Origin of the sequence: Wolbachia endosymbiont of Zygogramma bicolorata, assembly GCF_051130665.1 — a bacterium.
In the GTDB taxonomy this organism is placed as follows: Bacteria; Pseudomonadota; Alphaproteobacteria; order Rickettsiales; family Anaplasmataceae; genus Wolbachia.
In genome coordinates this window covers 335,440-359,339 of the sequence record NZ_CP149530.1, presented here as the reverse complement: position 1 = coordinate 359,339, position 23,900 = coordinate 335,440, and the positions used below count along the sequence as shown (strand labels likewise).

21 protein-coding genes, 1 tRNA gene and 2 pseudogenes are annotated in these 23,900 nt (G+C 35.4%); 15 read left to right on the top strand and 9 right to left on the bottom strand.

All coding sequences use genetic code 11. The features are described from left to right. Nucleotides 1–39 precede the first annotated feature (39 nt). Nucleotides 40–507, bottom strand: a complete 468-nt coding sequence (ruvX, locus tag WKH12_RS01595) for a Holliday junction resolvase RuvX (RefSeq protein WP_253309368.1) — start codon at nucleotides 505–507, stop codon at nucleotides 40–42. 374 nt (nucleotides 508–881) lie between these two features. On the opposite strand from ruvX, the gene gatB reads away from it, so the two are divergent. From gatB to WKH12_RS01570, 5 genes are all read left to right on the top strand, one after another. Continuing rightward, a complete protein-coding gene (gene gatB / locus WKH12_RS01590; RefSeq protein ID WP_434732474.1) occupies nucleotides 882–2,306 on the top strand; it encodes an Asp-tRNA(Asn)/Glu-tRNA(Gln) amidotransferase subunit GatB in 1,425 nt (474 codons plus the stop codon). Nucleotides 2,307–2,510: 204 nt separating this feature from the next. Beyond that, entirely contained in the window at nucleotides 2,511–3,278 is a 768-nt protein-coding gene (locus tag WKH12_RS01585) for a hypothetical protein (protein ID WP_434732473.1), read from the top strand. 129 nt (nucleotides 3,279–3,407) lie between these two features. Beyond that, nucleotides 3,408–3,674, top strand: coding sequence for a hypothetical protein (locus WKH12_RS01580; protein ID WP_434732472.1), 267 nt, complete (start codon nucleotides 3,408–3,410; stop codon nucleotides 3,672–3,674). Nucleotides 3,675–3,727: 53 nt separating this feature from the next. Then, nucleotides 3,728–4,742, top strand: a protein-coding gene (locus tag WKH12_RS01575; RefSeq protein ID WP_434732009.1) for an IS630 family transposase whose coding sequence is annotated in 2 segments (ribosomal slippage) — nucleotides 3,728–4,192 and nucleotides 4,194–4,742 — 1,014 coding nt in all. Because the reading frame shifts where the segments join, the coding sequence is not laid out codon by codon here. Continuing rightward, entirely contained in the window at nucleotides 4,739–5,680 is a 942-nt protein-coding gene (locus WKH12_RS01570) for an ankyrin repeat domain-containing protein (RefSeq protein WP_434732471.1), read from the top strand. The genes WKH12_RS01575 and WKH12_RS01570 overlap by 4 nt, the downstream gene beginning before the upstream one ends. 88 nt (nucleotides 5,681–5,768) lie before the next feature. Here the strand turns inward: WKH12_RS01570 and tnpC are convergent, their stop codons facing one another. Continuing rightward, nucleotides 5,769–7,124 (bottom strand): IS66 family transposase, encoded by a 1,356-nt coding sequence (tnpC, locus tag WKH12_RS01565; RefSeq protein WP_434732115.1) that lies wholly within the window; start codon nucleotides 7,122–7,124, stop codon nucleotides 5,769–5,771. 251 nt (nucleotides 7,125–7,375) lie between these two features. On the opposite strand from tnpC, the gene lpdA reads away from it, so the two are divergent. Continuing rightward, complete coding sequence (gene lpdA, locus WKH12_RS01560; RefSeq protein ID WP_341822764.1) at nucleotides 7,376–8,761, top strand: dihydrolipoyl dehydrogenase; 1,386 nt, start codon at nucleotides 7,376–7,378, stop codon at nucleotides 8,759–8,761. A 1-nt stretch (nucleotide 8,762) separates the two neighbouring features. On the opposite strand, the gene WKH12_RS01555 is transcribed toward lpdA, so the two are convergent. Continuing rightward, the gene (locus WKH12_RS01555) at nucleotides 8,763–9,158 is read right to left on the bottom strand and encodes a hypothetical protein (protein ID WP_434732470.1); all 396 of its coding nucleotides are present in this window, start codon (nucleotides 9,156–9,158) and stop codon (nucleotides 8,763–8,765) included. Between the two features lie 69 nt (nucleotides 9,159–9,227). Here WKH12_RS01555 and murG point away from each other — a divergent pair, with 69 nt between their 5' ends. Continuing rightward, on the top strand, nucleotides 9,228–10,259 hold the full coding sequence (gene murG / locus WKH12_RS01550; protein ID WP_434732469.1) for an undecaprenyldiphospho-muramoylpentapeptide beta-N-acetylglucosaminyltransferase: 1,032 nt from the start codon (nucleotides 9,228–9,230) through the stop codon (nucleotides 10,257–10,259). Here murG and WKH12_RS01545 read toward each other — a convergent pair. Both WKH12_RS01545 and WKH12_RS01540 read right to left on the bottom strand, forming a co-directional pair. Then, a pseudogene (locus WKH12_RS01545) lies at nucleotides 10,244–10,786 on the bottom strand (glutathione synthase); the annotation flags it as partial. The gene murG and the pseudogene WKH12_RS01545 overlap by 16 nt on opposite strands. Continuing rightward, nucleotides 10,776–10,958 carry a hypothetical protein gene (locus WKH12_RS01540; RefSeq protein ID WP_434732468.1) on the bottom strand — a complete coding sequence of 61 codons (183 nt, stop codon included), beginning with the start codon at nucleotides 10,956–10,958 and terminating at the stop codon, nucleotides 10,776–10,778. The gene WKH12_RS01540 and the pseudogene WKH12_RS01545, both read right to left, overlap by 11 nt. A 454-nt stretch (nucleotides 10,959–11,412) precedes the next feature. Here WKH12_RS01540 and WKH12_RS01535 point away from each other — a divergent pair, with 454 nt between their 5' ends. From WKH12_RS01535 to ltrA, 3 genes are all read left to right on the top strand, one after another. Continuing rightward, complete coding sequence (locus WKH12_RS01535) at nucleotides 11,413–11,559, top strand: hypothetical protein (protein ID WP_434732467.1); 147 nt, start codon at nucleotides 11,413–11,415, stop codon at nucleotides 11,557–11,559. A gap of 63 nt (nucleotides 11,560–11,622) precedes the next feature. Beyond that, nucleotides 11,623–12,637, top strand: a protein-coding gene (locus WKH12_RS01530; RefSeq protein WP_434732009.1) for an IS630 family transposase whose coding sequence is annotated in 2 segments (ribosomal slippage) — nucleotides 11,623–12,087 and nucleotides 12,089–12,637 — 1,014 coding nt in all. Because the reading frame shifts where the segments join, the coding sequence is not laid out codon by codon here. Between the two features lie 76 nt (nucleotides 12,638–12,713). Continuing rightward, a complete protein-coding gene (gene ltrA, locus WKH12_RS01525) occupies nucleotides 12,714–14,057 on the top strand; it encodes a group II intron reverse transcriptase/maturase (RefSeq protein WP_434732173.1) in 1,344 nt (447 codons plus the stop codon). A gap of 133 nt (nucleotides 14,058–14,190) precedes the next feature. Here the strand turns inward: ltrA and WKH12_RS01520 are convergent. Continuing rightward, nucleotides 14,191–14,580, bottom strand: a pseudogene (locus WKH12_RS01520) (glutathione synthase); the annotation flags it as partial. A gap of 60 nt (nucleotides 14,581–14,640) precedes the next feature. Then, nucleotides 14,641–15,237 carry a BON domain-containing protein gene (locus WKH12_RS01515; protein ID WP_434732466.1) on the bottom strand — a complete coding sequence of 199 codons (597 nt, stop codon included), beginning with the start codon at nucleotides 15,235–15,237 and terminating at the stop codon, nucleotides 14,641–14,643. A 140-nt stretch (nucleotides 15,238–15,377) separates the two neighbouring features. On the opposite strand from WKH12_RS01515, the gene WKH12_RS01510 reads away from it, so the two are divergent. From WKH12_RS01510 to lon, 5 genes are all read left to right on the top strand, one after another. Further along, nucleotides 15,378–15,459, top strand: a tRNA-Leu gene (locus WKH12_RS01510). Nucleotides 15,460–15,617: 158 nt separating this feature from the next. Next, on the top strand, nucleotides 15,618–16,952 hold the full coding sequence (gene tig, locus WKH12_RS01505; protein WP_434732465.1) for a trigger factor: 1,335 nt from the start codon (nucleotides 15,618–15,620) through the stop codon (nucleotides 16,950–16,952). Nucleotides 16,953–16,963: 11 nt separating this feature from the next. Beyond that, complete coding sequence (clpP, locus tag WKH12_RS01500) at nucleotides 16,964–17,590, top strand: ATP-dependent Clp endopeptidase proteolytic subunit ClpP (RefSeq protein ID WP_164225183.1); 627 nt, start codon at nucleotides 16,964–16,966, stop codon at nucleotides 17,588–17,590. Beyond that, complete coding sequence (gene clpX, locus WKH12_RS01495) at nucleotides 17,590–18,867, top strand: ATP-dependent Clp protease ATP-binding subunit ClpX (RefSeq protein WP_253309481.1); 1,278 nt, start codon at nucleotides 17,590–17,592, stop codon at nucleotides 18,865–18,867. Before clpP ends, clpX begins: the two co-directional genes overlap by 1 nt. A 15-nt stretch (nucleotides 18,868–18,882) precedes the next feature. Continuing rightward, nucleotides 18,883–21,333: an endopeptidase La gene (lon, locus tag WKH12_RS01490; RefSeq protein ID WP_434732464.1), complete on the top strand. Its 2,451-nt coding sequence runs from the start codon at nucleotides 18,883–18,885 to the stop codon at nucleotides 21,331–21,333. Nucleotides 21,334–21,345: 12 nt separating this feature from the next. Here the strand turns inward: lon and WKH12_RS01485 are convergent, their stop codons facing one another. Both WKH12_RS01485 and WKH12_RS01480 read right to left on the bottom strand, forming a co-directional pair. Continuing rightward, nucleotides 21,346–22,854, bottom strand: coding sequence for an ABC transporter ATP-binding protein (locus WKH12_RS01485; protein ID WP_434732463.1), 1,509 nt, complete (start codon nucleotides 22,852–22,854; stop codon nucleotides 21,346–21,348). A 13-nt stretch (nucleotides 22,855–22,867) separates the two neighbouring features. Next, nucleotides 22,868–23,882 (bottom strand): IS630 family transposase gene (locus WKH12_RS01480; protein ID WP_434732009.1). Its coding sequence is split into 2 segments (ribosomal slippage): nucleotides 22,868–23,416 and nucleotides 23,418–23,882, totalling 1,014 coding nucleotides; the frame shifts between segments, so codons are not numbered across the junction. Nucleotides 23,883–23,900 lie beyond the last annotated feature (18 nt).

Below are 23,900 nucleotides of genomic sequence, written 5' to 3'. Positions count from 1 at the left end.
ATATGAGATTCAGTTTGAAGATTTCCAGATCTGAAAAAACTATTTGATTGTATTTATCTTGTCTAACGTTCGTTGCAAAATAATACATGCGGAGATTTTATCATCTATTTTTTTCGATTTTGTGATTGATATTCCAGTGATTTTTAGTGTATGAGTTGCGATAGATGTTGAGAAGCTTTCGTCTTGTAAGTATATATGTACTTTATATTTTTTTATTATTTTATTTGCGAATTGGATTATGGTTTTACACCATTTAGTTTCTTGCTCGTCCATTTTTAATGGTAGTCCTATTACCATTGATCCAGCTTCATTTTCTTTGAATATTCTATGCAGATAACCTAAATCTTTGCTCATATTTTTCCTATAATATACACTATGAGCTGTGGCTATAAGCTGTGTTTTATCGCTAAATGCTATGCCTATTTGCTTTTCTCCCATGTCAAGGCACATTATGCGCTTATCTTTTGGAATAGACTTTAGAAACTCATCTGGATTTCTATGTAGCATCTATTAGACTTCCTTTAAAGTGACCTTACCCAGAAAAAGTAGAGAGAAAGTCAAGAAAATTTTTTACAAAAAGAATAATGAATCAAATTGCTCAGGAATGCAATAATTAATAGCAGAATGTCTACGCTGTTTAATACACAGCTTCTAATTAAAACTCAACTGTATATTCTCTTCTTTTTGTCATTACTACTCCTTTTGAAAAAACATTTTTATTATAAAAAAACGCCTTTTCTTTCTCTTCACTCTTTCTGGGTAAGGTCATATTTTAATTACTATAGGTTAAAAAGTTAAGACAAAAAATAAAAATGTGGGTTTTGTTTTGACTTTTTGTGTTAATTTTGCAGAATATTAAGATTATCATTTAAATAAAATACATGACGAAAGAGGATTGGGAAGCGGTAATTGGGCTTGAGGTGCACGCTCAAGTTTCTTCTAATACGAAGCTATTTTCTAGCTCATCAACGGAGTTTGGTGCTGAGCATAACACTCAAGTTTCTCTAGTTGATGCGGCAATGCCAGGTACGCTGCCAATACTAAATTATTACTGCATAGAGCAAGCAATACGCACCGGTCTTGCACTTTCTGCAGAAATTAATAAGTGTTCTTACTTTGATCGGAAAAATTATTTTTATCCTGATTTACCGCAAGGTTACCAGATAACCCAGTTTTTTGAGCCAATAGTTAAAAATGGTAGAGTATTTATCAACGACAATGAAAAGGAAATAAGAATTGCGAGAATTCATTTAGAGCAAGACGCAGGAAAGAGCGTTCATGAGGAAAGCAAAACTTATGTGGATTTAAATCGTGCAGGGGTTGCTTTAATGGAAATTGTTTCAGAACCAGATTTCCGTTCATCTGCGGAAGCTGCAGAATGCATGAAAAAATTGAGGCAGATTTTGCGTTACATTGGTTCATGTGATGGTGATATGGAAAAGGGATCACTTCGTTGTGATGCAAATGTTTCTGTCCGCCTAAAAGGCAGTAGCACATTTGGCACTCGTTGTGAGATAAAAAATCTAAACTCGATACGTTATGTTGTGCAAGCTATAGACTATGAAATACAAAGACAAATTGAAATTTTAGAAGGTGGGGAAGAAATAAGTCAAGATACCTTATTGTTTGACGTTGCTTCGGGAAAAACAAAAGTGATGCGAAACAAAGAAGATGCAAGCGACTATAGATACTTCCCTGAGCCTGATTTATTACCTGTTGAGGTAAGCCAGGAGAAAATTGATTTAATTCAATCATCTTTGCCCGAGTTGCCAGATCAAAAAAAGCTGCGATACATTGAGGAATTAGGTATCAATGAATACGATGCAAACGTCATTACTTCCGATAAGGCGATTGCTGATTACTTTGAGGAATTGATAAAAAAACATGATTCAAAGCTCGCGGTCACCTGGTTAACTGTAGAGCTTTTCGGTCGTTTAAATAAAGCAAATATTGATATTGTGAGCTCCCCAATCAAAGCAAATGCTTTGTCAGAACTCTTAGATTTTATCGTTGATGGAACGATCTCTGCTAAACTTGGTAAACAAGTTTTTGATATTATGTTTGAAACTGGCAAACCTGCATCTCTAATTATAGAAGAGCAAGACCTAAAGCAAATAACCGATAGAGGTCAAATATCGGAAATTATCGACACAATCATCAATAGCAACCAAGATAAAGTTCAAGAATACAAAAGCGGTAAAACAAAGTTATACGGATTCTTTGTTGGCGAAGTTATGAAACTTACCAAGGGAAAAGCCAGCCCTGATATCGTGAATTCAATTTTGAGTGAAAGATTAAGTAATTAGTCACATTTTTTTATTTACATAACAGCACATCTCGTAGATATTCCAAGGTCTTTGTTACGATATCTGTATATCATGACATATAACTTTTTTACCATTTGTCGGTACTATTTTTAAAATTATGTGAGGTTGAGGATGCTTGAAAGATCGTCCTGCTCAGTGTTTAAATGCACCTTTCCTGGTATTATGTACCAAGTGGGATGGCTAATGCTGTTTCCTAAACGTGCAGTAGATAGGAAATATTCTTTTCGCCTATTCACAGAGAAGGAGTCAGCCAAAGATTTTGATGATATCGTTCTTCGTTATGAACAAGACGGAAAGATAGTACATAGATTCATACAAATCAAGCATAAGAAAGGTAGGCACAAAAAAATCAGCATAGGTAAATTATTAACACGGGAAAAGGGTGGTGCGTTTAGCTTAATAAAATATCTAATTGCTTATTTAAAGATCAAAGATAATGGAGAGTTTGAGGGTGAAATAGAGGATTTTGTCATTGTTACAAATGCTGATTTTGATTCCACGGATTCGATACTTTATCCAGTAAGAAAGCTGAGAATGATGTTGAGTGGAAAGAATAAAGGAAAAGAACTTTCATTTGTAAGGATAGACACAAAAGATGAGTTTCTGGATATAGGTGATAGTGCAAGATATAGAATTAGTGATTCAGATGGTAGTGTTGCTCAATACTTGAAACAAAATATGGATTTTATAAAGCGTGAGATAGGCAAGGAAGTCAGCAATAAAGAGATAGAGGACTTTTTAAATGAACTGGTGTTCGTCGTTAACTTACCCCATGAAGCTCAGCTAAGAGAATTATTGCTAGGTAAGTTGAGTAGTAGGTTGAACAAAAAGTTTGACTATATTGGTGACAATCAAATCTTTTGTAATAATCTTCTAAAAAAAATATCAGACTGGGTAAAAGATATAAAAGCGCGTCCTCTTTCGTACAAAGAAGGAGAAGAACTTTTTTGAGAAGTTGAGCTGTGGGCTAGTACTTTAGGTAAGATAGAGGAAGAAGTAAAGAAAGTAAATGAAAAAGCAGATAGAATAGAGGAAAAAGTCAATAGAATAGGAGAAGAGGTAGCAGACATTTACAGATTAATGCAAGAAGTGAATAGATTAAAATTACAAGAGAAAGGCAGAGAAGAAGAAATTTTAAGAAAGTCCTTAGAATTAATAAATAACAGTAATATAGAACAAAAGAATGTAAGTCATATTGCATCTGTTTGGGGATATGTAAGTACACATGATAAGTTGATTGATGATTTTTACTTTAACTCATCTTATATGTATAGAGGACTGTTTTCTACAAAGAAAATCACTCCTTTACACTTTCTTGCTGTAATACCAATTCCTAAAAATAAATAGAGGAATAAAGAAAAATTTCTAAAATAGAATAATTTAAGAATTAGTGGGGAGTTATGGCAGGAAAAAGTAAAGCAATAGGAGAAGAATTATATAATAAGTGTAACCTGGAATTAAAGAAGCACGGCATAAGAGGAGAGATAGGAAGAAGATTACAGGCAATAATATCTGCAAAAGAATATGGAATAACAAAAGTTGCTCAAATATACCGAATTACTAGAACTACATTGATGAAGTGGATTACAAGATTTAAGGAAGGAGGAGTCAATGCGTTTAAAATACAACCAGGACGTGGAGTAAAGCCGAAGTTGAGCTACAAGCAGCAAGAAGAAATTAAAAATGTCATAGCAGAAGAAGGAGCCAACCTAACGGCTAAGAAATTAAAAATCATAATTGAGAAAATGTTTTCTATTGAGGTAAGTAAGTCTACAGCACATAGACTGATGCAAAAGTTAGGTTTTTCGTATATTACTCCAAGGCCTGTGCACAATAAACAGGATAAAAATAAACAAGAAGAGTTTAAAAAAAAATCTTAATGAAACTATTGTCACGTATCCCGAAAAAGAGCTATTTTTCTTCGATGAGTCGCGGTTTGGCACACATTCAAAGATTGGACACGGGTGGTTTAAAAAAGGCATTAGGACACAGGTTAAGGTAAAATTAGGTAGGCAAAACTTTTATCTCTATAGTGCAGTTAATCCTAGAAATCGAGAGAGTTCTAGCTTATTCGTACCAAACGTCAATACTGATTGTATGAATATATTCCTTGAGCAGATGTCACAATATTTAGGAACAAGGGAGGCATTTCTTGTTGTGGATTGTGCAGGATGGCATAGATCCAAAGGTTTAAAAATACCACAAAATATTACCTTAATCTATTTACCTCCATATTCACCAGAGTTAAATCCAGTAGAGCGTTTATGGCAATATTTGAAAGACAATCTCATTAAAAATAGAATATATGACTCTGTTAGTTTATTGGAGGATACTGTATGTGCATTCATTCGTAATATTACGGAAAGTTCGATCAAAACCATTTGTTCTGTTAGTTATTTGCCTACTTATTTATGAGATTTGGTATAAGTGGTGATTGTGGTGCAGTTAGTGAAATAATAAAACATGTAGAAAGACATTACCCAGGTAAATTGGTAAGAACTGTTAATGTTGAGGACAATCGTGGTCAAACTCCGTTACACCAGGCTTCTTATAATGGGAATTTTAGTGTAGTGAAATACCTGATTAGTGAAGGCGCTGATGTTAATGCTAGAAGCGAAGATGATTGGGTTCCATTACACTTGGCTTCTTATAATGGAGAACTAGATGTGGTGAAGTATCTAATTAATAAAGGTGCTGATGTTAATACTACAGAGTTACTGTATCATGTAACTCCATTACATTTAGCTGCATACCACGGAAAGTTGAGTATCATAAAATATCTAATCAGCGAAGGTGCTGATGTTAATGCGAGGAACAGAAGCAACTGGACTCCTATTCATAGAGCTGCTCACAGTGGAAAATTGGATGTAGTAAAGTACCTTATTAGTAAAGGTGCTGAGATTAATGCTAAGAGCATATATAACGATACTCCATTGCACTTAGCCGTATACAGTGGAATGTTGGATGTGGTAGTATATCTTGTTAGTCAGGATGCTGAGATTAATGCTAAGAGCAGGTATGGTGGTACTCCGTTGAGCTCAGCTCTATACAGAGCAATATTATTTTGTTCAATATCTTATTTTGGTAAAAGCATTAATACTCAGAGTAAGGTTGATAGCACTTCATTAGACCTTGCTGTTGAGAATTACGTGTATACAATGGAGTACCTTGTTGAAAAAGGTGGTAGTTTTGATACTAAGAACGGATATAATAAAACTCTGTCACACTGCTATGCCTCTGGAAGTGGAAGTCTGATAGTAGTAGAATATCTTGTAAACAGGGTACTTGTTTTAATATTAGGACTAAAATTATCAATATTACGTTGCGCTTTGCTAAATAAGAAGAAAAGTTGATATAACACAAAGTGCTACTAAAACACAACGCAGACGTTAACACTAAAAATAAGTAACCGTTCACGGATTGTGAGAATGAATTAAAGAACTAAGCAGTGACAGCTACTAGATTCTGTAGCTTTTGAAAGGGGTTCTGGCCATTTAGACGTGATGTCAAAAATATCGACAACATTCTTTCCACGAATCTTTCTCCACGTTCTGACCAGGTGAAAAAGCTGTTTTTACGATAAATTACGTACCGTCTAATTTGCCGTTCTGCAAGGTTATTAGTTGTTTCTATCACTTCAGGTTTTCTTAAAAACTTCCACATCATATCCTCAGATCGTAACATCTTAGCGGCCATTCTTGAAGCTTGAGTGCTATTTGCAACCCTCGTCATTTTACGTAAAAAATGTTTTACCCTTTTCCGAATTTTTCGCACCAGTCGATAAAATCTCAAATTATCTATCAAATTTTGTTTTTTTGCCTTATCTACTACAAACACCTTATTGCTGAGCGATTTTAGTGCTTGGCCAATTTTGCTCACTTCAACATTTTTACTATGGGCAAATCTCTCAAAATCTCTTGCCAGATGTGCCCAACATATCTGTCTATTTTCATGATTGAAGTAATTGTATACAGCGTATCTATCGCTCACAAATATACCATCATATTCTGGCAGTAAACTCTTCAACACCTTCTTACCACGAGACTCGCTTACCTTCAGAAGTGTCAACGCTTTGTTTGTTATTACCCAACTCCAGCCTCTCTTTCCTTGATTTCTGTGCCCTGTTTCGTCTATATGCAAATACTCGCTTCCTTGCAACTCTTCCTTCATTTTCTCATATTCAGATGCACACTTCTTCGATACCCTGCGTTCAGTATTTGAGACTAAACCAAGGCTTATATTTAGATTAAAAATACTGCCCAAAATTTGCTGTACCTCTCTTTTTGAGTTAATAAAAAAGCCGCTAAGGCTGCTTATAACTGTTTTAGCATTGGGTCCTAGAAAATCTCTTGCAACACCTTCGGGTAAATTTGCTGTAATTCTTTTATTACATACTCTACAATGTCCTCTTTGCAACCTGTACTCAGTTACAATTGGCTTAATTTCTGGCAACTCTGCCTTCTGATGAATAATTTCATCTTCTAAAGTAATCTTACCTCCACACATACAAATTGTATCAATTGTGCATCTCACTACCTCGTCTGCAGCCATTAATTCACGCTTATGCACCTTATGTCCTGGCTGACCTCCTGGTTTTTTATCACTTTTCTTTTTTGCTTTCTTACGATATATATCTCGTGATGGTGGCAGCGATGAATTTTGCGAATTTAAGCCCAATTTGTCTTCTAATTCAACTATTTTTGCTTTCAAGCTATCATTTTCTCTGATCAGTGCTTTTATTTCTTCCTTGAGATTAGCGTTTTCTGCTACAACCTTTTCTTGCAGCACTGTTGTCATTTACCCATTCCATATTTAGCTTCCTATCTCTTTACACTTTTATACTTACTTTGTAAACCACCTTATCTCCGTGAACGGTTACCTGCAGGTCAAAAACAAGTTTTGAGTCGTAAATACCCTTATTGTCATGATAAGGGGGCTGGCGGAGTTTGTCAAGCAAGTTTTTTCGTTTCTATGTTGTCAGCTACCTGAATATTGATCATACGGTTTCCATCTGTTATATATAATCTTTTTGAATACGAAGAAAACTGATGAATGAGTATGATATTACGGTTATAGGTAGCGGTCCTGGTGGTTATATAGCAGCAATTAGGGCGGCACAGCTTGGGTTTAAAACTGCAATTGTGGAAAAAGAAAAAAATTTAGGCGGTATATGCTTAAATTGGGGATGTATACCAACAAAATCACTACTTAGAGCATCTGAGGTTTATAGGCTAATAAAAAGATCAAAAGAGTTTGGTATAGAAGTAAAGGGAGCGAGTTTTGATATACAATCAATAGTGAAATACTCAAGAAACGTTGTTGATAAATTGTCAAGCGGTGTTGCATATTTGATGAAAAAAAATAACATCAAAGTTCATCAAGGCTTTGGTAAACTTGCAGGCAATAGTACTATAAAAGTTGCTGGCGATAAGGAAGAACAAGAAATTGTTTCCAAACATATCATTTTAGCAACAGGCGTGAGAGCACGGAATCTGCCTGAAATAGAGGCAGATGGAGATTTAATATGGAATGCGCAGCACGCTATGACTCCAGAGAGATTACCAAAATCACTACTAATCATAGGGTCTGGTGCAATTGGAATAGAATTTGCAAGTTTTTATAGTACTTTGGGGGTTGATGTAACAATCATAGAGATAAAGAGCACTATTTTGCCGCTGGAAGATAAAGACATTTCAGGCCTAGCAGAAGAAATATTCACAAAACAGGGGATAAAAATATATACAAACAGTAGCGTAAAAGCTCTTACTAAAAGTAAAGACTCTGCTCAAGTGCTACTAAGTAGTGGCGAGAGCAAAGAATTTGATAGGGTGATTGTTGCGGTTGGAATTCAAGCAAATATTGAAAATATAGGTTTAGAAAATACAAAAATTAAATTAAGCCCTTCTGGTTTTATTGAAATGAATGAATGGTATGAAACTAGTGAATCAAATGTGTATGCAATAGGTGATGTAGCTGGCCCACCATGTTTAGCACATAAAGCGAGCCATGAAGCTGTGATCTGCGTTGAAAAGATTGCTGGTAAAAGTGCTCATGCGTTAAAAAAAGAATGCATACCAAATTGCACTTATTCTCATCCACAAATAGCGAGCATCGGCCTTACTGAGGAACAGGCAATAAGAGGTGGGTATGATGTAAAAATAGGAAAATTTCACTCTAACTTTAATGGTAAGTCTATTGCACTCAGTGAAACTGAAGGGTTAGTGAAAACAATTATAGACAAAAAGACAGGCGAACTTCTGGGTAGCCACATGATAGGTGCAGAAGTAACGGAGTTAATTAGCAATTTTGCTCTTGCAAAGCAACTAGAAGGAACAGACTTCGACATAAAATCTACGATTTTTCCTCATCCAACCATTTCAGAGATGATACACGAATCAGTGCTTGCTGCAGATGATGAGTCGTTAAATAGTTGAACTAACGTTCCATCGTTTTAGAGTTGTCAATGTCTTGGGTAGTAGTTTGATTAGGCACTTTAATTTTAATAGATTGATTACCACCAGCATCAGAATTCTGTAACTCTTCTTTCAATCCCTTAGCTGCTTCTTTGACTTCAAGCTTTGCCTTTGGATGAAGATCTTCTGTGCCTTTTCCTTTAGTATCCAAACCTTGTTGTAGATTAGTGCTTTTCATTTTATTATGCTGCTCGTGCTCAGGTAGGTCAACAACCGAATTGAAAAGAATTTTTATTATATTTTTTAGCAGTTCTAAAAAACCTCCGCTTCTGCCTTCTCTTTGTTCTTGAGGCTTATTTTTCACGTTAGATTCTTTTTTACTGTTACTACTTTCAGGCATTTTTAACTCAACTATCATAAAGCTTAATAAAATTCTACGTGCAAATTATTAAATAACAGTTAACAATCTAGGATTCATTATTTACAGATGGATATTATTTTAGCAACAGGTGGCACAGGTGGGCATATCTTTCCGGCCATAGCCTTAGCAAAAGCACTAAAGACACAAGGATACAATTGCATATTATTCACTGATAAAAAAACAAATAAAAATATCGACATAGAAAGCTATATTTTACCATTACGTAGACCAAGCGGCAACAAATTTAAGTTTTTCCTTTTATTAATGTATAGTTGTGTGCTAGCAATATATAAAATCAGAAAATTGAAGCCAAGATTAGTAATTGGTTTTGGTAGCTATGCTTCTTTTCCAACTCTTCTTGCAGCAAGGGTTCTTTATATACCTATAATTTTACATGAACAAAATACAGTTTTAGGAAGAGTAAATAGATTCTTTTTCAAGAGTGCAAAATTAATTGCAACCAGCTTTCCGGAGACTAAATATGCAGAAGGTAATAAATGTATTTTTACAGGAAATTTTATTGATATAAAAGCACAGAGCCATTCTAGCACTGAGAAAGCCCTAAACATATTAGTCATAGCAGGTAGCCAAGGTGCAAATTTTTTTGATGATGTAGTAAGCAGCGTAATTTGTGATTTACCTATTAAAATGAAAAAGAAAATTAGAGTAACGCAGCAATGTACGAAGAAAAATATAAACAAGGTCAAGAGTCTATACAAAAGTGAAAAGATCGATTGTGAATTAAGTGAATTTTTTGATGATATGGGAAATAGACTAGCCAATGCTCACTTGGTAATTAGCAGAGCAGGAGCAACTTCAATAGCAGAGATCACTCTTGCTAGGCGCGCTGCTATATACATTCCTTACCCTGACTCAAAAGATAATCACCAATTTTATAACGCAAAATATATTGAAGATTCGGGAGCAGCTGTAATAGTTGAGCAGAATAGTGAAGCAAAAAAAAATCTAACAGAGGTACTATTTGATCTATTAAATAATTCTCAAAAATTGCGTGATATGACCAATAATACAAAAAAAACAGGGATAAAGAATGGGACTACTGAGTTTGTTAAGGTAATTTTTCACAGGTTTAGTTGATGGCTGCTTGCTTTTTCTTCAAACACATCCCAAAGGTCTTTTTCTAGCGATATATTATATAATTTATTGATATAAACCACTCCCGTGGGTGAAGTTGTGTTAATTTCGAGCAGGAAGTCATCTATAATATCAATACCAACAAATATTAGCCCCCTTTTCTTTAATTCAGGACCAATTTTGTTACATATTTCATTGTCTCTATTGTTCATTTGAGCGGGCTCAAAACTTGCTCCAAGTCGCATGTTTGTTCTGATCTCTCCACTGATTTTTGGAACTCGTTTCATTACTCCAATTGGTTGACCATAAAGTAGCAATATTCTTTTATCTTTATCTATGTTTTTACAAAATGATTGCGCAATTACAGGACATTCATATTTTGCTATCATGAGATCCACTACCACTTGAATGCTGTTTTCATCTCGTATTCTTATTACATCGTTTCCTCCATAACTATACAACGGCTTCAGAATAATATCTTGATAGTTGTAGTAGAAATCTCTAATCATCGATATATTTTCAGTGATCAAGTGCGTCCAGAGAAGGCAAGTATTGTTCAGTAGGAGATAGACCTACCAGGATAAAAGTCGGAATCCTGTAGCTTGGGTAGCAGCATGGAGGGAAACCAAAATGTTGAAGCCTACCGACAACATTATCGTAGGATAATGGCGAATTACCAGGCCGTAGCGAAAGCGAATACACAGATTGCCTCGAAAGGAATATTCTGAAGGTCGAGCCATCTTGGTACTGGCGAAGACAGAATAGACCAGACGAAAAACGAATGAAACGATAGGTCTACTTCAGCGGGGTGTTAGTAACGGCATGGCAATGAGGACATACAAAGCAACTGGAGAAGCCCTCCTCATCCCAAGGAGAAATACCTTGGAGAGGTAGGTTCTATAACTGGAAAACAGGAAGTGAACTGAAGATGAGAGGGTGGCGGATGGGTGCGTAGTAGTGAAGAAGTGATACCAATTCTCAATAATAATGAGACAAATGAAAAAGAGTGCTTTCCGCCTATAAATGGAGGTTTAAGTGAATTTATCGTATATTCTATTTGTCTTCCCAATAACGAAGTTTGGTATGAGGTAACGCTCATGGAGCAAAGGCACCCTGCTAGTAGAAATCTTTTAACAAAAGGAAGGTAAAGGTAAAAATGATAAAAATGCCAATAAAATTACAAGACCTGAGAAGAAAGATATATATCAAAGCGAAAGCAGAACCGGAATGGCGATTCTGGGGAATCTATGTTCACGTCTGTAAGATGGAGACACTGGAAGAAGCATATAATACCAATTCCTAAAAATAAATAGAGGAATAAAGAAAAATTTCTAAAATAGAATAATTTAAGAATTAGTGGGGAGTTATGGCAGGAAAAAGTAAAGCAATAGGAGAAGAATTATATAATAAGTGTAACCTGGAATTAAAGAAGCACGGCATAAGAGGAGAGATAGGAAGAAGATTACAGGCAATAATATCTGCAAAAGAATATGGAATAACAAAAGTTGCTCAAATATACCGAATTACTAGAACTACATTGATGAAGTGGATTACAAGATTTAAGGAAGGAGGAGTCAATGCGTTTAAAATACAACCAGGACGTGGAGTAAAGCCGAAGTTGAGCTACAAGCAGCAAGAAGAAATTAAAAATGTCATAGCAGAAGAAGGAGCCAACCTAACGGCTAAGAAATTAAAAATCATAATTGAGAAAATGTTTTCTATTGAGGTAAGTAAGTCTACAGCACATAGACTGATGCAAAAGTTAGGTTTTTCGTATATTACTCCAAGGCCTGTGCACAATAAACAGGATAAAAATAAACAAGAAGAGTTTAAAAAAAAATCTTAATGAAACTATTGTCACGTATCCCGAAAAAGAGCTATTTTTCTTCGATGAGTCGCGGTTTGGCACACATTCAAAGATTGGACACGGGTGGTTTAAAAAAGGCATTAGGACACAGGTTAAGGTAAAATTAGGTAGGCAAAACTTTTATCTCTATAGTGCAGTTAATCCTAGAAATCGAGAGAGTTCTAGCTTATTCGTACCAAACGTCAATACTGATTGTATGAATATATTCCTTGAGCAGATGTCACAATATTTAGGAACAAGGGAGGCATTTCTTGTTGTGGATTGTGCAGGATGGCATAGATCCAAAGGTTTAAAAATACCACAAAATATTACCTTAATCTATTTACCTCCATATTCACCAGAGTTAAATCCAGTAGAGCGTTTATGGCAATATTTGAAAGACAATCTCATTAAAAATAGAATATATGACTCTGTTAGTTTATTGGAGGATACTGTATGTGCATTCATTCGTAATATTACGGAAAGTTCGATCAAAACCATTTGTTCTGTGAGTTATTTGCCTACTTATTTATGAGATTTGGTATAACGCTCATGGAGCAAAGGCACCCTGCTAGTAGAAATCTTTTAACAAAAGGAAGGTAAAGGTAAAAATGATAAAAATGCCAATAAAATTACAAGACCTGAGAAGAAAGATATATATCAAAGCGAAAGCAGAACCGGAATGGCGATTCTGGGGAATCTATGTTCACGTCTGTAAGATGGAGACACTGGAAGAAGCATATAAGCTAACAAAGAAGAGTAATGGGGCACCAGGAATAGATGGGATGACATTCGAATCGATAGAGGCAGAAGGCTTAGAAAAGTATCTTCAACAAATAAGACACGAACTAATAACCAAGACCTATAGCCCAAATAGGAACCGGAGGAAGGAAATACCAAAATCTGGAGGAAAATTCAGAAAGTTGAACATACCCTGCATCCGGGATAGAATAGTGCAAACAGCACTGAAGCTAATACTTGAACCGATATTCGAATCAGACTTCCAAAAAGGATCATACGGGTATAGACCTAAGCGTAATGCGCATGAAGCAGTACAAAAAGTAACGGAAGCAGCAATCAAAGGCAATACAAAAGTAATTGACGTAGATCTGAAATCCTACTTCGACAATGTGCGACATCATATTCTGATGGAAAAGATTGCCAAAAGAATAAATGACAAAGAAATCATGCGCATGATTAAGCTAATCCTCAAAACAGGAGGAAAACGAGGAATAGCACAAGGATCACCACTTTCGCCACTACTAAGCAATATATACCTAAATGAGGTAGATAAAATGTTGGAGAAAGCAAAAGAGGTGACCAAAGAAGGAAAGTACCAACGTATGGAATATGCCAGATGGGCAGACGATTTAGTGATACTGATTAGTGAACACCCGAAACGGGAATGGCTAGAAAGAGCAGTATACAGAAGGTTGGAAGAAGAATTAGCAAAACTAGAAGTGAGCGTAAATGAAGAAAAGACAAAAGTCATCAACCTAAAGAAAGGAGAAACATTTAGCTTCCTAGGGTTTGATTTTCAAGAGAATATCACAAGACAAGGAAAATGGAATGTCAGGAAAACACCGCAGATGAAAGCACGAACAAACCTGCTACGCAAGTTGAAGGAAATATTTCGGCGCTATAAATCGCAACCGATAAAAAGAGTGATACATGACATCAATCCGATATTGAGAGGGTGGGTAAACTACTTTAGGATAGGGAACTCTGGTCGAAAGTTCAATTACGTAAAACATTGGGTGGAAAAGAAGGTAAGACGCAACTTAATGCGAGCCAGGAAAGCAAAGAAAGGGTTTGGGTGGAAGAAGTGGAGTAGCGAATGGATATACAAAACGCTGGGTCTATATTCAGACTACAGAATAAGGTATTACAAACCGAAAGCATCACCAGTACAATATGTGATAAACTTTGGTAAAGAATCTGCTAGGAAAGCGTAGTGCGGGAAAACCGCATGCTGCGTTTGACGAGGCGGGAGCTGGAAACGTTAACATGGGAATTTGGATTGAGGCCTATTGTGAAAACAATGGATCAGCCACCAAACCCTAAAGTAGGCGCGCCAGTTCTCGACCCTACAGTCGGCGGAATTAGCTCTGGAAATAATGAAGTTATCAATTTTTCAGGACAATTTCTTATTTCTGTTGGATTGTTAATTACCAATGCGCTGGTTTTTTCTAAGATATAGGTTGTTGTAATGTAGCGCATATCAAAGGGTGGATCCTGTCTGATAAATATGATGTCCATTTCATTCAAGTTGATTGCTACATCCTCTTTAGAGATAAAACTAAAATCATCAACGCTGACTTTCTGAGCAAGAGCAATTGGATGGTTTAGCTTTAGTGCTAAATTGTTAGGAGCATAGACAAAAACTTCGTGCTTCCTCCTTTGTGCTTCCTTTATTAGCACGAATGTAGTGTCAGTTTCAAAATTTATATTTTCATCCATCTGAAAGGCAACTTTCATTTATGTTCTCTACCTATTGTCACAACTGTACAAATGTTATAATTTGAAGGCGATTTTTGCCTAATGGCGTAATTTACTGTACTTATATCGTACATAACTTACAACTTGTTTTACTCCCTTTACTTTTCTTGCAATTGATATTACAGCTTTTAATTCCGCTTTATTTTGGGCTATACCCATCAAATAAACAACTTTATCAACCGTATTAACGCTATAATTAATTGATTTAATATTTCTTTTCCCTAGAAGTCTTGTTCTTATTTCCGCTGTTATCATGCCATCTACAGTAGTGTCTAGCATGGAAGCCATTTGAATTGGTATTACTCTTATTTCATTTATCACTTCTTTAATTTCTTTTTGCTGCCAAGCTATTTTTTCTGCTGTAAGTTGTTTTTCAGGAGTGTCAACACTTCCAATGAGCAATACTCTTCCTTCACTTACTTTAACTTTTATGGATGAAAATAGCCCATGTTTTAAGAGCCCCTTATTAATTCTGATGACCATAGTCGTATCATCAATGATATTTCCCAAGGATTTGTCCTGCATTGTTATTGCTGTTGCTGTCGCTGTAGCCACCACACCACCTATTATAAGGGTTGTGCAACCACTTTGTGTAATCAAAAAAATTGCAAGTAAGAAGCTTGTTATTAATCTCATTATTGATTTTCAGGATTTAGAGCTTTCATTAAGAAATGTTAATAAGCTTTTTTGATTGTGTAAATACTATAAATTAAGTAAGACTTTAAACCTTGAATATTTTTAATGGAATACCTATAATAGGGTACTGAAAATTTCTTGCGGATATGGCGGAATTGGTAGACGTGCCAGGTTTAGGTCCTGGTGAGCTTGCTCGTGGGGGTTCAAGTCCCTCTATCCGCACTTTAAAGTCATGTAACTTAGGTTTTAAGGGAAAATTTATAATCACTGAATACACTTTTGTTTGTATAAAAACCTGTTCTTAAGGATTGTGTTTAACTTAAATTCTGGTAAAATGACTCTATTAAGATATGAATTAAAATGTTAATAAATGAATTATGATGTCTAATAATATACCTCAAAATACAGTCGAAGTAAGTAGCGTATATATCTACAAAGAGCTTAGTATAGATAAACTAAAGTATGAGTATGAAATCACAGTTGGTAGTGATTATATAAAACAAAAGGTAAATTCCAGGTTGCAAGAGATAGCAGAAAATGCAAAATCACCTGGGTTTAGGGCTGGAAAGATGCCCTATGACCTTGTTGTTGCAAATTATAAAAACGAAGCTTTGGAATATGTGATAAATAATACAATTGATTATTGCTCAAGTGATTTGATGAAAAAAATTGAAGTCAAGTCTCACATTTATCCTAAGGTTGATGTTATATCATTACCAGATCTGGGCAAAGAAAATGAGGAGGGCAATTTTGTATACAAGCTATCTTTTGAGTCGATGCCTGAAGTACCGATGATAGATCTTGACAAAATAAACTTAAAGAAAATTGAAGCAAAGATTGAAGAGGAAGATATAAAAGAATTTATTGATTCTATTAAAACAAAGTTCCCCAATTTTGCCTCTGTTGATGATGCTTCTTATCAAGCGAAAGATGGGGATAAATTGATAATTGATTTTGAAGGGCGGATTAGGAATAAGCTCTTTCAGGGTGGAAGTAGCAAAAATTTTGCCGTTAATTTAGGGTCTGGCACATTTATTAATGGTTTTGAAGATCAATTAACTGGTATGAAAAAGGGAGAAACAAAGGACTTTAAGTTGCAATTTCCTGAAAATTACCAAGCCATTTCACTTGCAGGACAGGAAGCTGATTTTTCTGTGCGAGTTAATGAGATTCAAATTGCCAAAGATTTTGAAAATGATGATGAAATAGCTAGGAGTATTGGTTTTAAAGATTATTCTTTGCTAATAAGTCATGCAAAAAAAATGATTGGTGATCAGTGCACCGAAATGAGAAATCTCTTAATTAAAAAGGAGCTATTTGATTATTTGGATGCTAATTATAGTTTTGATTTACCCACAGACATAGTAAAACAGGAGCAACAAAGAATGGAAGGAGAACTGGGTGCTCAAAATGATTCTTGTAAAGAAGCTGAAAAACGTGTAAAGCTTGCTATGTTATTTATGAAATTTAGTGCAGAAAATAAAATATCATTAACTCAAAATGATGTTTTGAATGTTATTGTAAATCAATATGTCAGTAAGGATGTACCGTTTGACAGAGTACTTAAGCATTTTGAATCAAATAAACAATTTCAAGAATTAGTTAGAGGGCAAGCGCTTGAGTATAGAGTGACAGATTATATAATAGAAAAAGTTAGTAAAGAAGAGCAGATTATTTCTGTGAAAGAATTAAAGGAATTGTTTGGTAATATTTAATAGGAAAAGGTATGACTCTTATACCAATTGTAGTTGAACAAACTAGTCGCGGTGAGCGCGCTTATGACATATATTCAAGACTAGTGAAAGAAAGAATAATTTTCGTAACAGGTCCTATTGAGGACAACATGGCCAGTGTAATAGTAGCACAGCTTTTATTTTTAGAATCGGAAAATCCCGATAAAGACATTTGTATGTACATCAACTCACCAGGTGGTGTTGTAACTGCTGGTTTGTCGATCTACGATACAATGCAGTATATAAACCCAGACGTTTCAACTTTATGTATAGGTCAAGCTGCGTCTATGGGTTCCTTATTGCTTGCATCTGGTACAAAAGGTAAGCGCTACTCTCTACCTCATTCAAGAATTATGATACATCAGCCATCTGGTGGTTATCATGGTCAAGCAACTGATATAGAAATACATGCTAATGAAATTTTGCGAGTTAAGAAAAAACTAAATCAAATTTATGAAAAACATACTGGAAATTCACTGAAGAAAATTGAAGGAATGATGGAAAGAGATAAATTCATGGATCCTGAAGAAGCAAGGAAAATTGGCTTAATTGACAGGGTGATAGCTGAGCGTACAGATATTGAAATTGAAAATATTAAAGTTAAACAAAAGGTGGGTTAATGGATAACAATAATGATTTACACTACTGTTCTTTTTGCAACAAGGCGCAAGATGAAGTAGATAAATTGATTACTAACTCCTCGGATGGTTTAAAGGTGTTTATTTGTAATGAGTGCATAGAATTATCCCATAAAGCAATAAGTCAAAAGAAAGATAGATCTTTTAATTCAGATCGTATATCTGATATGAAGCTATTACTAAAGAAACCTGAGGATATAAAAAATTTTCTCAGCAAGCATGTTGTAGGTCAAGAACACGCGCAACACGTTTTATCTGTAGCTATGTATAACCATTGTCAATCCATGGTACAATTTCATGCTATAAGTGATATTGAAATCGAGAAGTCAAATATAATGCTTATTGGTCCCACTGGTTCTGGTAAGACTTTGCTAGCCAAAACACTTGCTAAAGTTTCAGATGTGCCATTTGCTATGGCTGATGCGACAACTTTAACTGAGGCAGGTTATGTGGGTGATGATGTAGAAAGCGTGTTGTCGCGTTTATTACAAGCTGCAAATTATGACGTTGCAAAAGCACAGCGTGGTATAGTGTTTATAGATGAAATAGACAAGATTACAAGAAAATCTGAAAGCACTTCAATAACCCGTGACGTTTCAGGTGAAGGGGTCCAGCAAGCTCTGCTTAAGATTATGGAGGGTACAGTTGCTTATGTTCCGCCACAAGGAGGGCGAAAACACCCACAACAAGAGTTTATACAAGTGGATACTAGTAACATACTATTTATTTGTGGAGGAGCTTTTGAAGGCCTCGATAAGATTATTGAAGCGAGAAAAAAGGGAACGTCAGTTGGCTTTGGAGCAGATATAAGTCAGTCTAAAGAGCAAAAGAAAAAGAATGCTTTACATGATGTTCAACCTGAAGATTTAATCAAATTCGGTTTAATACCCGAATTTGTAGGGCGGGTTCCAATAACTGCTGTTTTAGATGAGTTGGATCATGAAGATTTAATACATGTGTTGACAGAGCCAAGGAATGCACTAATAAAACAGTACAAAGCATTGCTTGCGTTTAGCAAAGTAAACCTTGAGTTTTCAGATGAAGCAATATCAGCTATTGCTAAAAAGGCTATAAGCTATAAAACAGGTGCAAGAATGTTACGTGCTATCTTGGAGTCACTTTTGCTTGACGTTATGTATACAGCTGGAAACGGAGATTTTGAAGGTAGCACTATAGTAATCACTAAGAAAATGGTAGAATTAGGAAAAGCAACGGTTAATCATAATAATAATGGCAATGTTATAACGGTTAATGATTAATTTGAGGCATATATTATGAACATTGAACGTGCTGTGAGCTCTAGTTTTACTGCATTGCCAGTATTACCTTTAAGAGATGTAGTAATTTTTCCAAATATAATGGTGCCTTTATTCATAGGCAGAGAAAAATCTGTTAATGCACTAGAATATGCAACAAGTAGTAGTCACCAAAATGAGATTTTTCTTGTAGCACAGAAAGATGGCTCTGTTGATAATCCAGAGCCTGAAGATCTTTATGAAGTAGGTGTGTTAGCAAACATTATACAACCATTAATAAAATTGCCTGACAATGCAGTAAAAGTTATAATCCGGGGGATAAGAAGGGGAAGAGTTGTAGAATATATTAGCTCTCATACTTTATTACAAGCCAGGGTAGAGTTAGACAATCATTATAAAGAAGATGAAGACGATATTGATTTAGAAGCTTTAAGGCGATCTGTTATAGACGCGTTCGATAGCTGGTGTAAGCTAAACAAGAAAAATCAGCTTGAAGTTGCCATTAACCCCATTGATCAAATCAAAGAAGTTGATCAACTTGTAGACACGGTAGCTTCACATTTAAATATAAAAGTATCGGATAAACAAAGCATACTTGAGGCTTATGACCCAAAAGAGCGTTTAAAAAAAGCTTTTGCTTTTATTGAGGGAGAAATAAGTATTTTGAACGCACAAAACCGTTTATATAAGACAATTAAATCGCAAGTTGAAAGCACTCAGAAAGTTTACTACCTTAACGAGCAATTGAAAGCTATACAGAAAGAATTAGACGAATTTGAGAATGGTGATGAAGGGAATATACTCAATGAATTTGAAAAAAAGATAAATGAAACAAAGCTTTCTCAGGAAGCAAGAGAGAAAGCTATAACTGATTTGAAGAGATACAAGAAAATGAATCCCATTTCTCCTGAAGCTACAGTTATATCTAGTTACTTGCATTGGTTACTTGATTTGCCGTGGGGAAAGTACAAAGATGCAAAAATTAACTTAAATGCAGCTAAGAAAATCTTAGATGAAAATCATTATGGCATAGAGAAAGTAAAAGATAGGATAATAGAATTTTTAGCAGTATTAAAAAGAGTAAAAGAGATAAAAGGTCCTATACTTTGCTTGGTTGGACCGCCAGGTGTTGGTAAAACTTCTTTAGCTAAGTCTATGGCAGGAGCAGTAGGAAGAGATTTTGTTCGCATAGCTCTTGGTGGTGTGCGTGATGAGTCCGAGATACGAGGGCATAGGAAAACTTATGTTGGCTCAATGCCTGGTAAAATTATTCAACATATGAAAAAAGCTAATTCATGCAACCCGCTTTTTCTGCTTGATGAAATAGATAAGATGGGTTCTGATTCGCGTGGCGATCCTGCATCTGCATTACTTGAGGTTTTAGATACTGAGCACAATAAACACTTTACGGATCATTACTTGGAAGTTGAGTTTGATCTTTCAAGTGTAATGTTTGTAGCTACGGCAAACAGCTTAAATTTGCCACATCCTTTGCGTGATAGGATGGAAATTATACAATTGTCCGGGTATACTGAAGATGAAAAAATCAGTATTGCTACACACCACCTTATTCCGAAGTTAAAGAAGGAGCATGGTTTGTATCAGAAGGAATGGGACATAACTAATGAGGCGTTATACAAGTTGATACGTTTATATACACGTGAAAGTGGTGTGCGGAGTATGGAAAGGGAGCTTGCAAAGCTCATGAGAAAGGCAGTTAAAGAAATATTGACTGATAAAAATAAGAAAATATCCGTAGGGGTTGACAATTTACAAGATTATTTAGGGGTACGTAAATATACCTTTGGTATTGCAGAAAATGAGAGTTTAGTGGGAGTAGTAACTGGGCTTGCCTATACTGAAACAGGTGGTGATATTTTGATGATAGAATCAGTCCTAATTCCGGGCAAGGGAGAAATAAAATACACAGGAAAGCTTGGAGAGGTTATGCAAGAATCTATAAAAGCTGCGTATAGTTATATTCGATCAAATTGTTTGTTTTTTGGTATAAAGCCCGAAAAATTCCAAAATAATGATATACATTTGCATGTACCTGAGGGTGCTGTACCAAAAGATGGCCCTTCTGCTGGCGGCGCGGTATGTACGTCTATTGTTTCTCTTATGACAAATATACCAGTTAACAAAAATGTTGCTATGACAGGCGAAGTGACATTGCGTGGTAGAGTTTTAGCTATTGGGGGCTTGAGAGAAAAGTTACTTGCAGCGCTCAGAGGATCAATCAAAACTGTGATTATACCAAGTGAAAATGAGAAAGATATGCAAGAGATTCCTGCAAGCATCAAAGAGGGGATCAACGTAGTTTTTGCTAAGAATATTGATGAAGTTATGAAAGTTGCTTTAATGCACCCTACTACTCCAATTGATGGTGATGATAATCAAAATAGTGTGCCTTCCTCTATAGAAAATAAAGATGATACTTTTCCTATGTCGGAAACATTGAAGCATTAGATTAAGAAGATATTATACAATCTCCATTTCTCTTTTGTCCGGCAAAAACCCACCAACTTGTGCATCCCACAGAGTTTTATACATTCCATTTTTATCAAGAAGTTCCTGATGCGTGCCATCTTCTACAATCTTGCCTTGATCAAACACTAAAATGCGATCCATATGCAAAAGCGTAGATAGGCGGTGGGCTATTACTATTGTAGTTTTATCTTGCATCAACTCCCATAAAGATTCTTGAATATTACTTTCAGTCACAGAATCAAGTTGTGAAGTTGCTTCATCCAGAATTAATATAGGAGCATTTTTTAAAATAGCTCTTGCAATTGCAATACGCTGCCTTTGCCCTCCTGAAAGTTTCACACCTCTTTCTCCAACAAGAGACTCATAACCTTGGGGTAATTTTGAAATAAACTCATGAGCATGTGCTTTTTTTGCCGCTTCAATTACTTCATCATCGCTAGCATCTGTTTTTCCATAGCGAATGTTTTCCATCAAAGTTCTATGAAAAAGCGATGGATCTTGCGGAATCATGCCAATATTTTTGTGTAAAGAATCCTGGGTTACATTGCGAATATCTTGTCCATCAATTAAAATTTTTCCAGATTTTATGTCATAAAGCCTAAGAATCAGGTTTACAAATGTTGATTTACCACCACCAGAATAACCAACAAGTCCTACTTTTTGACCAGGTTTAATTATTATGGATTTGTTTTCAAATATTGGTTCTGCATCTTTATAATGAAAATGAACTTTATCAAAACTAATTTCCCCCTTTTTAACGACCAGATCTGCTGCATTTGGCTGATCTTGGATTTCAGGGATTGAAGTAATTGTTCTCAAAGCTTGAGTAATCCTTCCCCATGACTTAGAGAATTGTGAGAAATCTTTAGCTATCATCCAAAGAAAATTAGCTATTGCTATATTAACAGTAAGAACAAAAGCAAAATCTCCAGCAGTAATTGACCCTTGCCCTCTTCCTTTAATTAGGAAATATAAATTAAGTATTTGCATGATTAGAAATAAGAAGCCATAGAAAGTAAAAATCCACGTATACAGCCACTGAAGTCTTTGCTCTGCTTTAACAGCCTCGCTATGAGTAGCTCGCAAAGATAATCTTTCTTGGTATTTGCTGGCAAATAACCTTACAGACATGATATTTGAGAAGACATCTACCATTTTACCAGTAATGCTTGAGCCAAGCTCTGACCATGCATCTGCAAGACGCGTTACCTTTCCTGCAAGTAAGAGGGAAGACAGAACAAATAATGTAGACCAAGTCAACATCAATAAAGCAAAATTAATATTTACTTGCCATAAAAAGTAAATTGCGATGCTAAGCGCTAATGCACGACCCATGACCCTGTCAGCCATAATTTGCATGATATCTGGAATATAATTTGTCAAATCATTAACCTTGTTAGCAAGACTGCCGGAGAAGTTATTTTGATAGTAGCTATTATCCTGATTTAATAATATGTCAATACTCGATTCAACAATGTTTTTACGGAGATTAGGGATCATCTTATACCAAATCTCATAAATAAGTAGGCAAATAACTCACAGAACAAATGGTTTTGATCGAACTTTCCGTAATATTACGAATGAATGCACATACAGTATCCTCCAATAAACTAACAGAGTCATATATTCTATTTTTAATGAGATTGTCTTTCAAATATTGCCATAAACGCTCTACTGGATTTAACTCTGGTGAATATGGAGGTAAATAGATTAAGGTAATATTTTGTGGTATTTTTAAACCTTTGGATCTATGCCATCCTGCACAATCCACAACAAGAAATGCCTCCCTTGTTCCTAAATATTGTGACATCTGCTCAAGGAATATATTCATACAATCAGTATTGACGTTTGGTACGAATAAGCTAGAACTCTCTCGATTTCTAGGATTAACTGCACTATAGAGATAAAAGTTTTGCCTACCTAATTTTACCTTAACCTGTGTCCTAATGCCTTTTTTAAACCACCCGTGTCCAATCTTTGAATGTGTGCCAAACCGCGACTCATCGAAGAAAAATAGCTCTTTTTCGGGATACGTGACAATAGTTTCATTAAGATTTTTTTTTAAACTCTTCTTGTTTATTTTTATCCTGTTTATTGTGCACAGGCCTTGGAGTAATATACGAAAAACCTAACTTTTGCATCAGTCTATGTGCTGTAGACTTACTTACCTCAATAGAAAACATTTTCTCAATTATGATTTTTAATTTCTTAGCCGTTAGGTTGGCTCCTTCTTCTGCTATGACATTTTTAATTTCTTCTTGCTGCTTGTAGCTCAACTTCGGCTTTACTCCACGTCCTGGTTGTATTTTAAACGCATTGACTCCTCCTTCCTTAAATCTTGTAATCCACTTCATCAATGTAGTTCTAGTAATTCGGTATATTTGAGCAACTTTTGTTATTCCATATTCTTTTGCAGATATTATTGCCTGTAATCTTCTTCCTATCTCTCCTCTTATGCCGTGCTTCTTTAATTCCAGGTTACACTTATTATATAATTCTTCTCCTATTGCTTTACTTTTTCCTGCCATAACTCCCCACTAATTCTT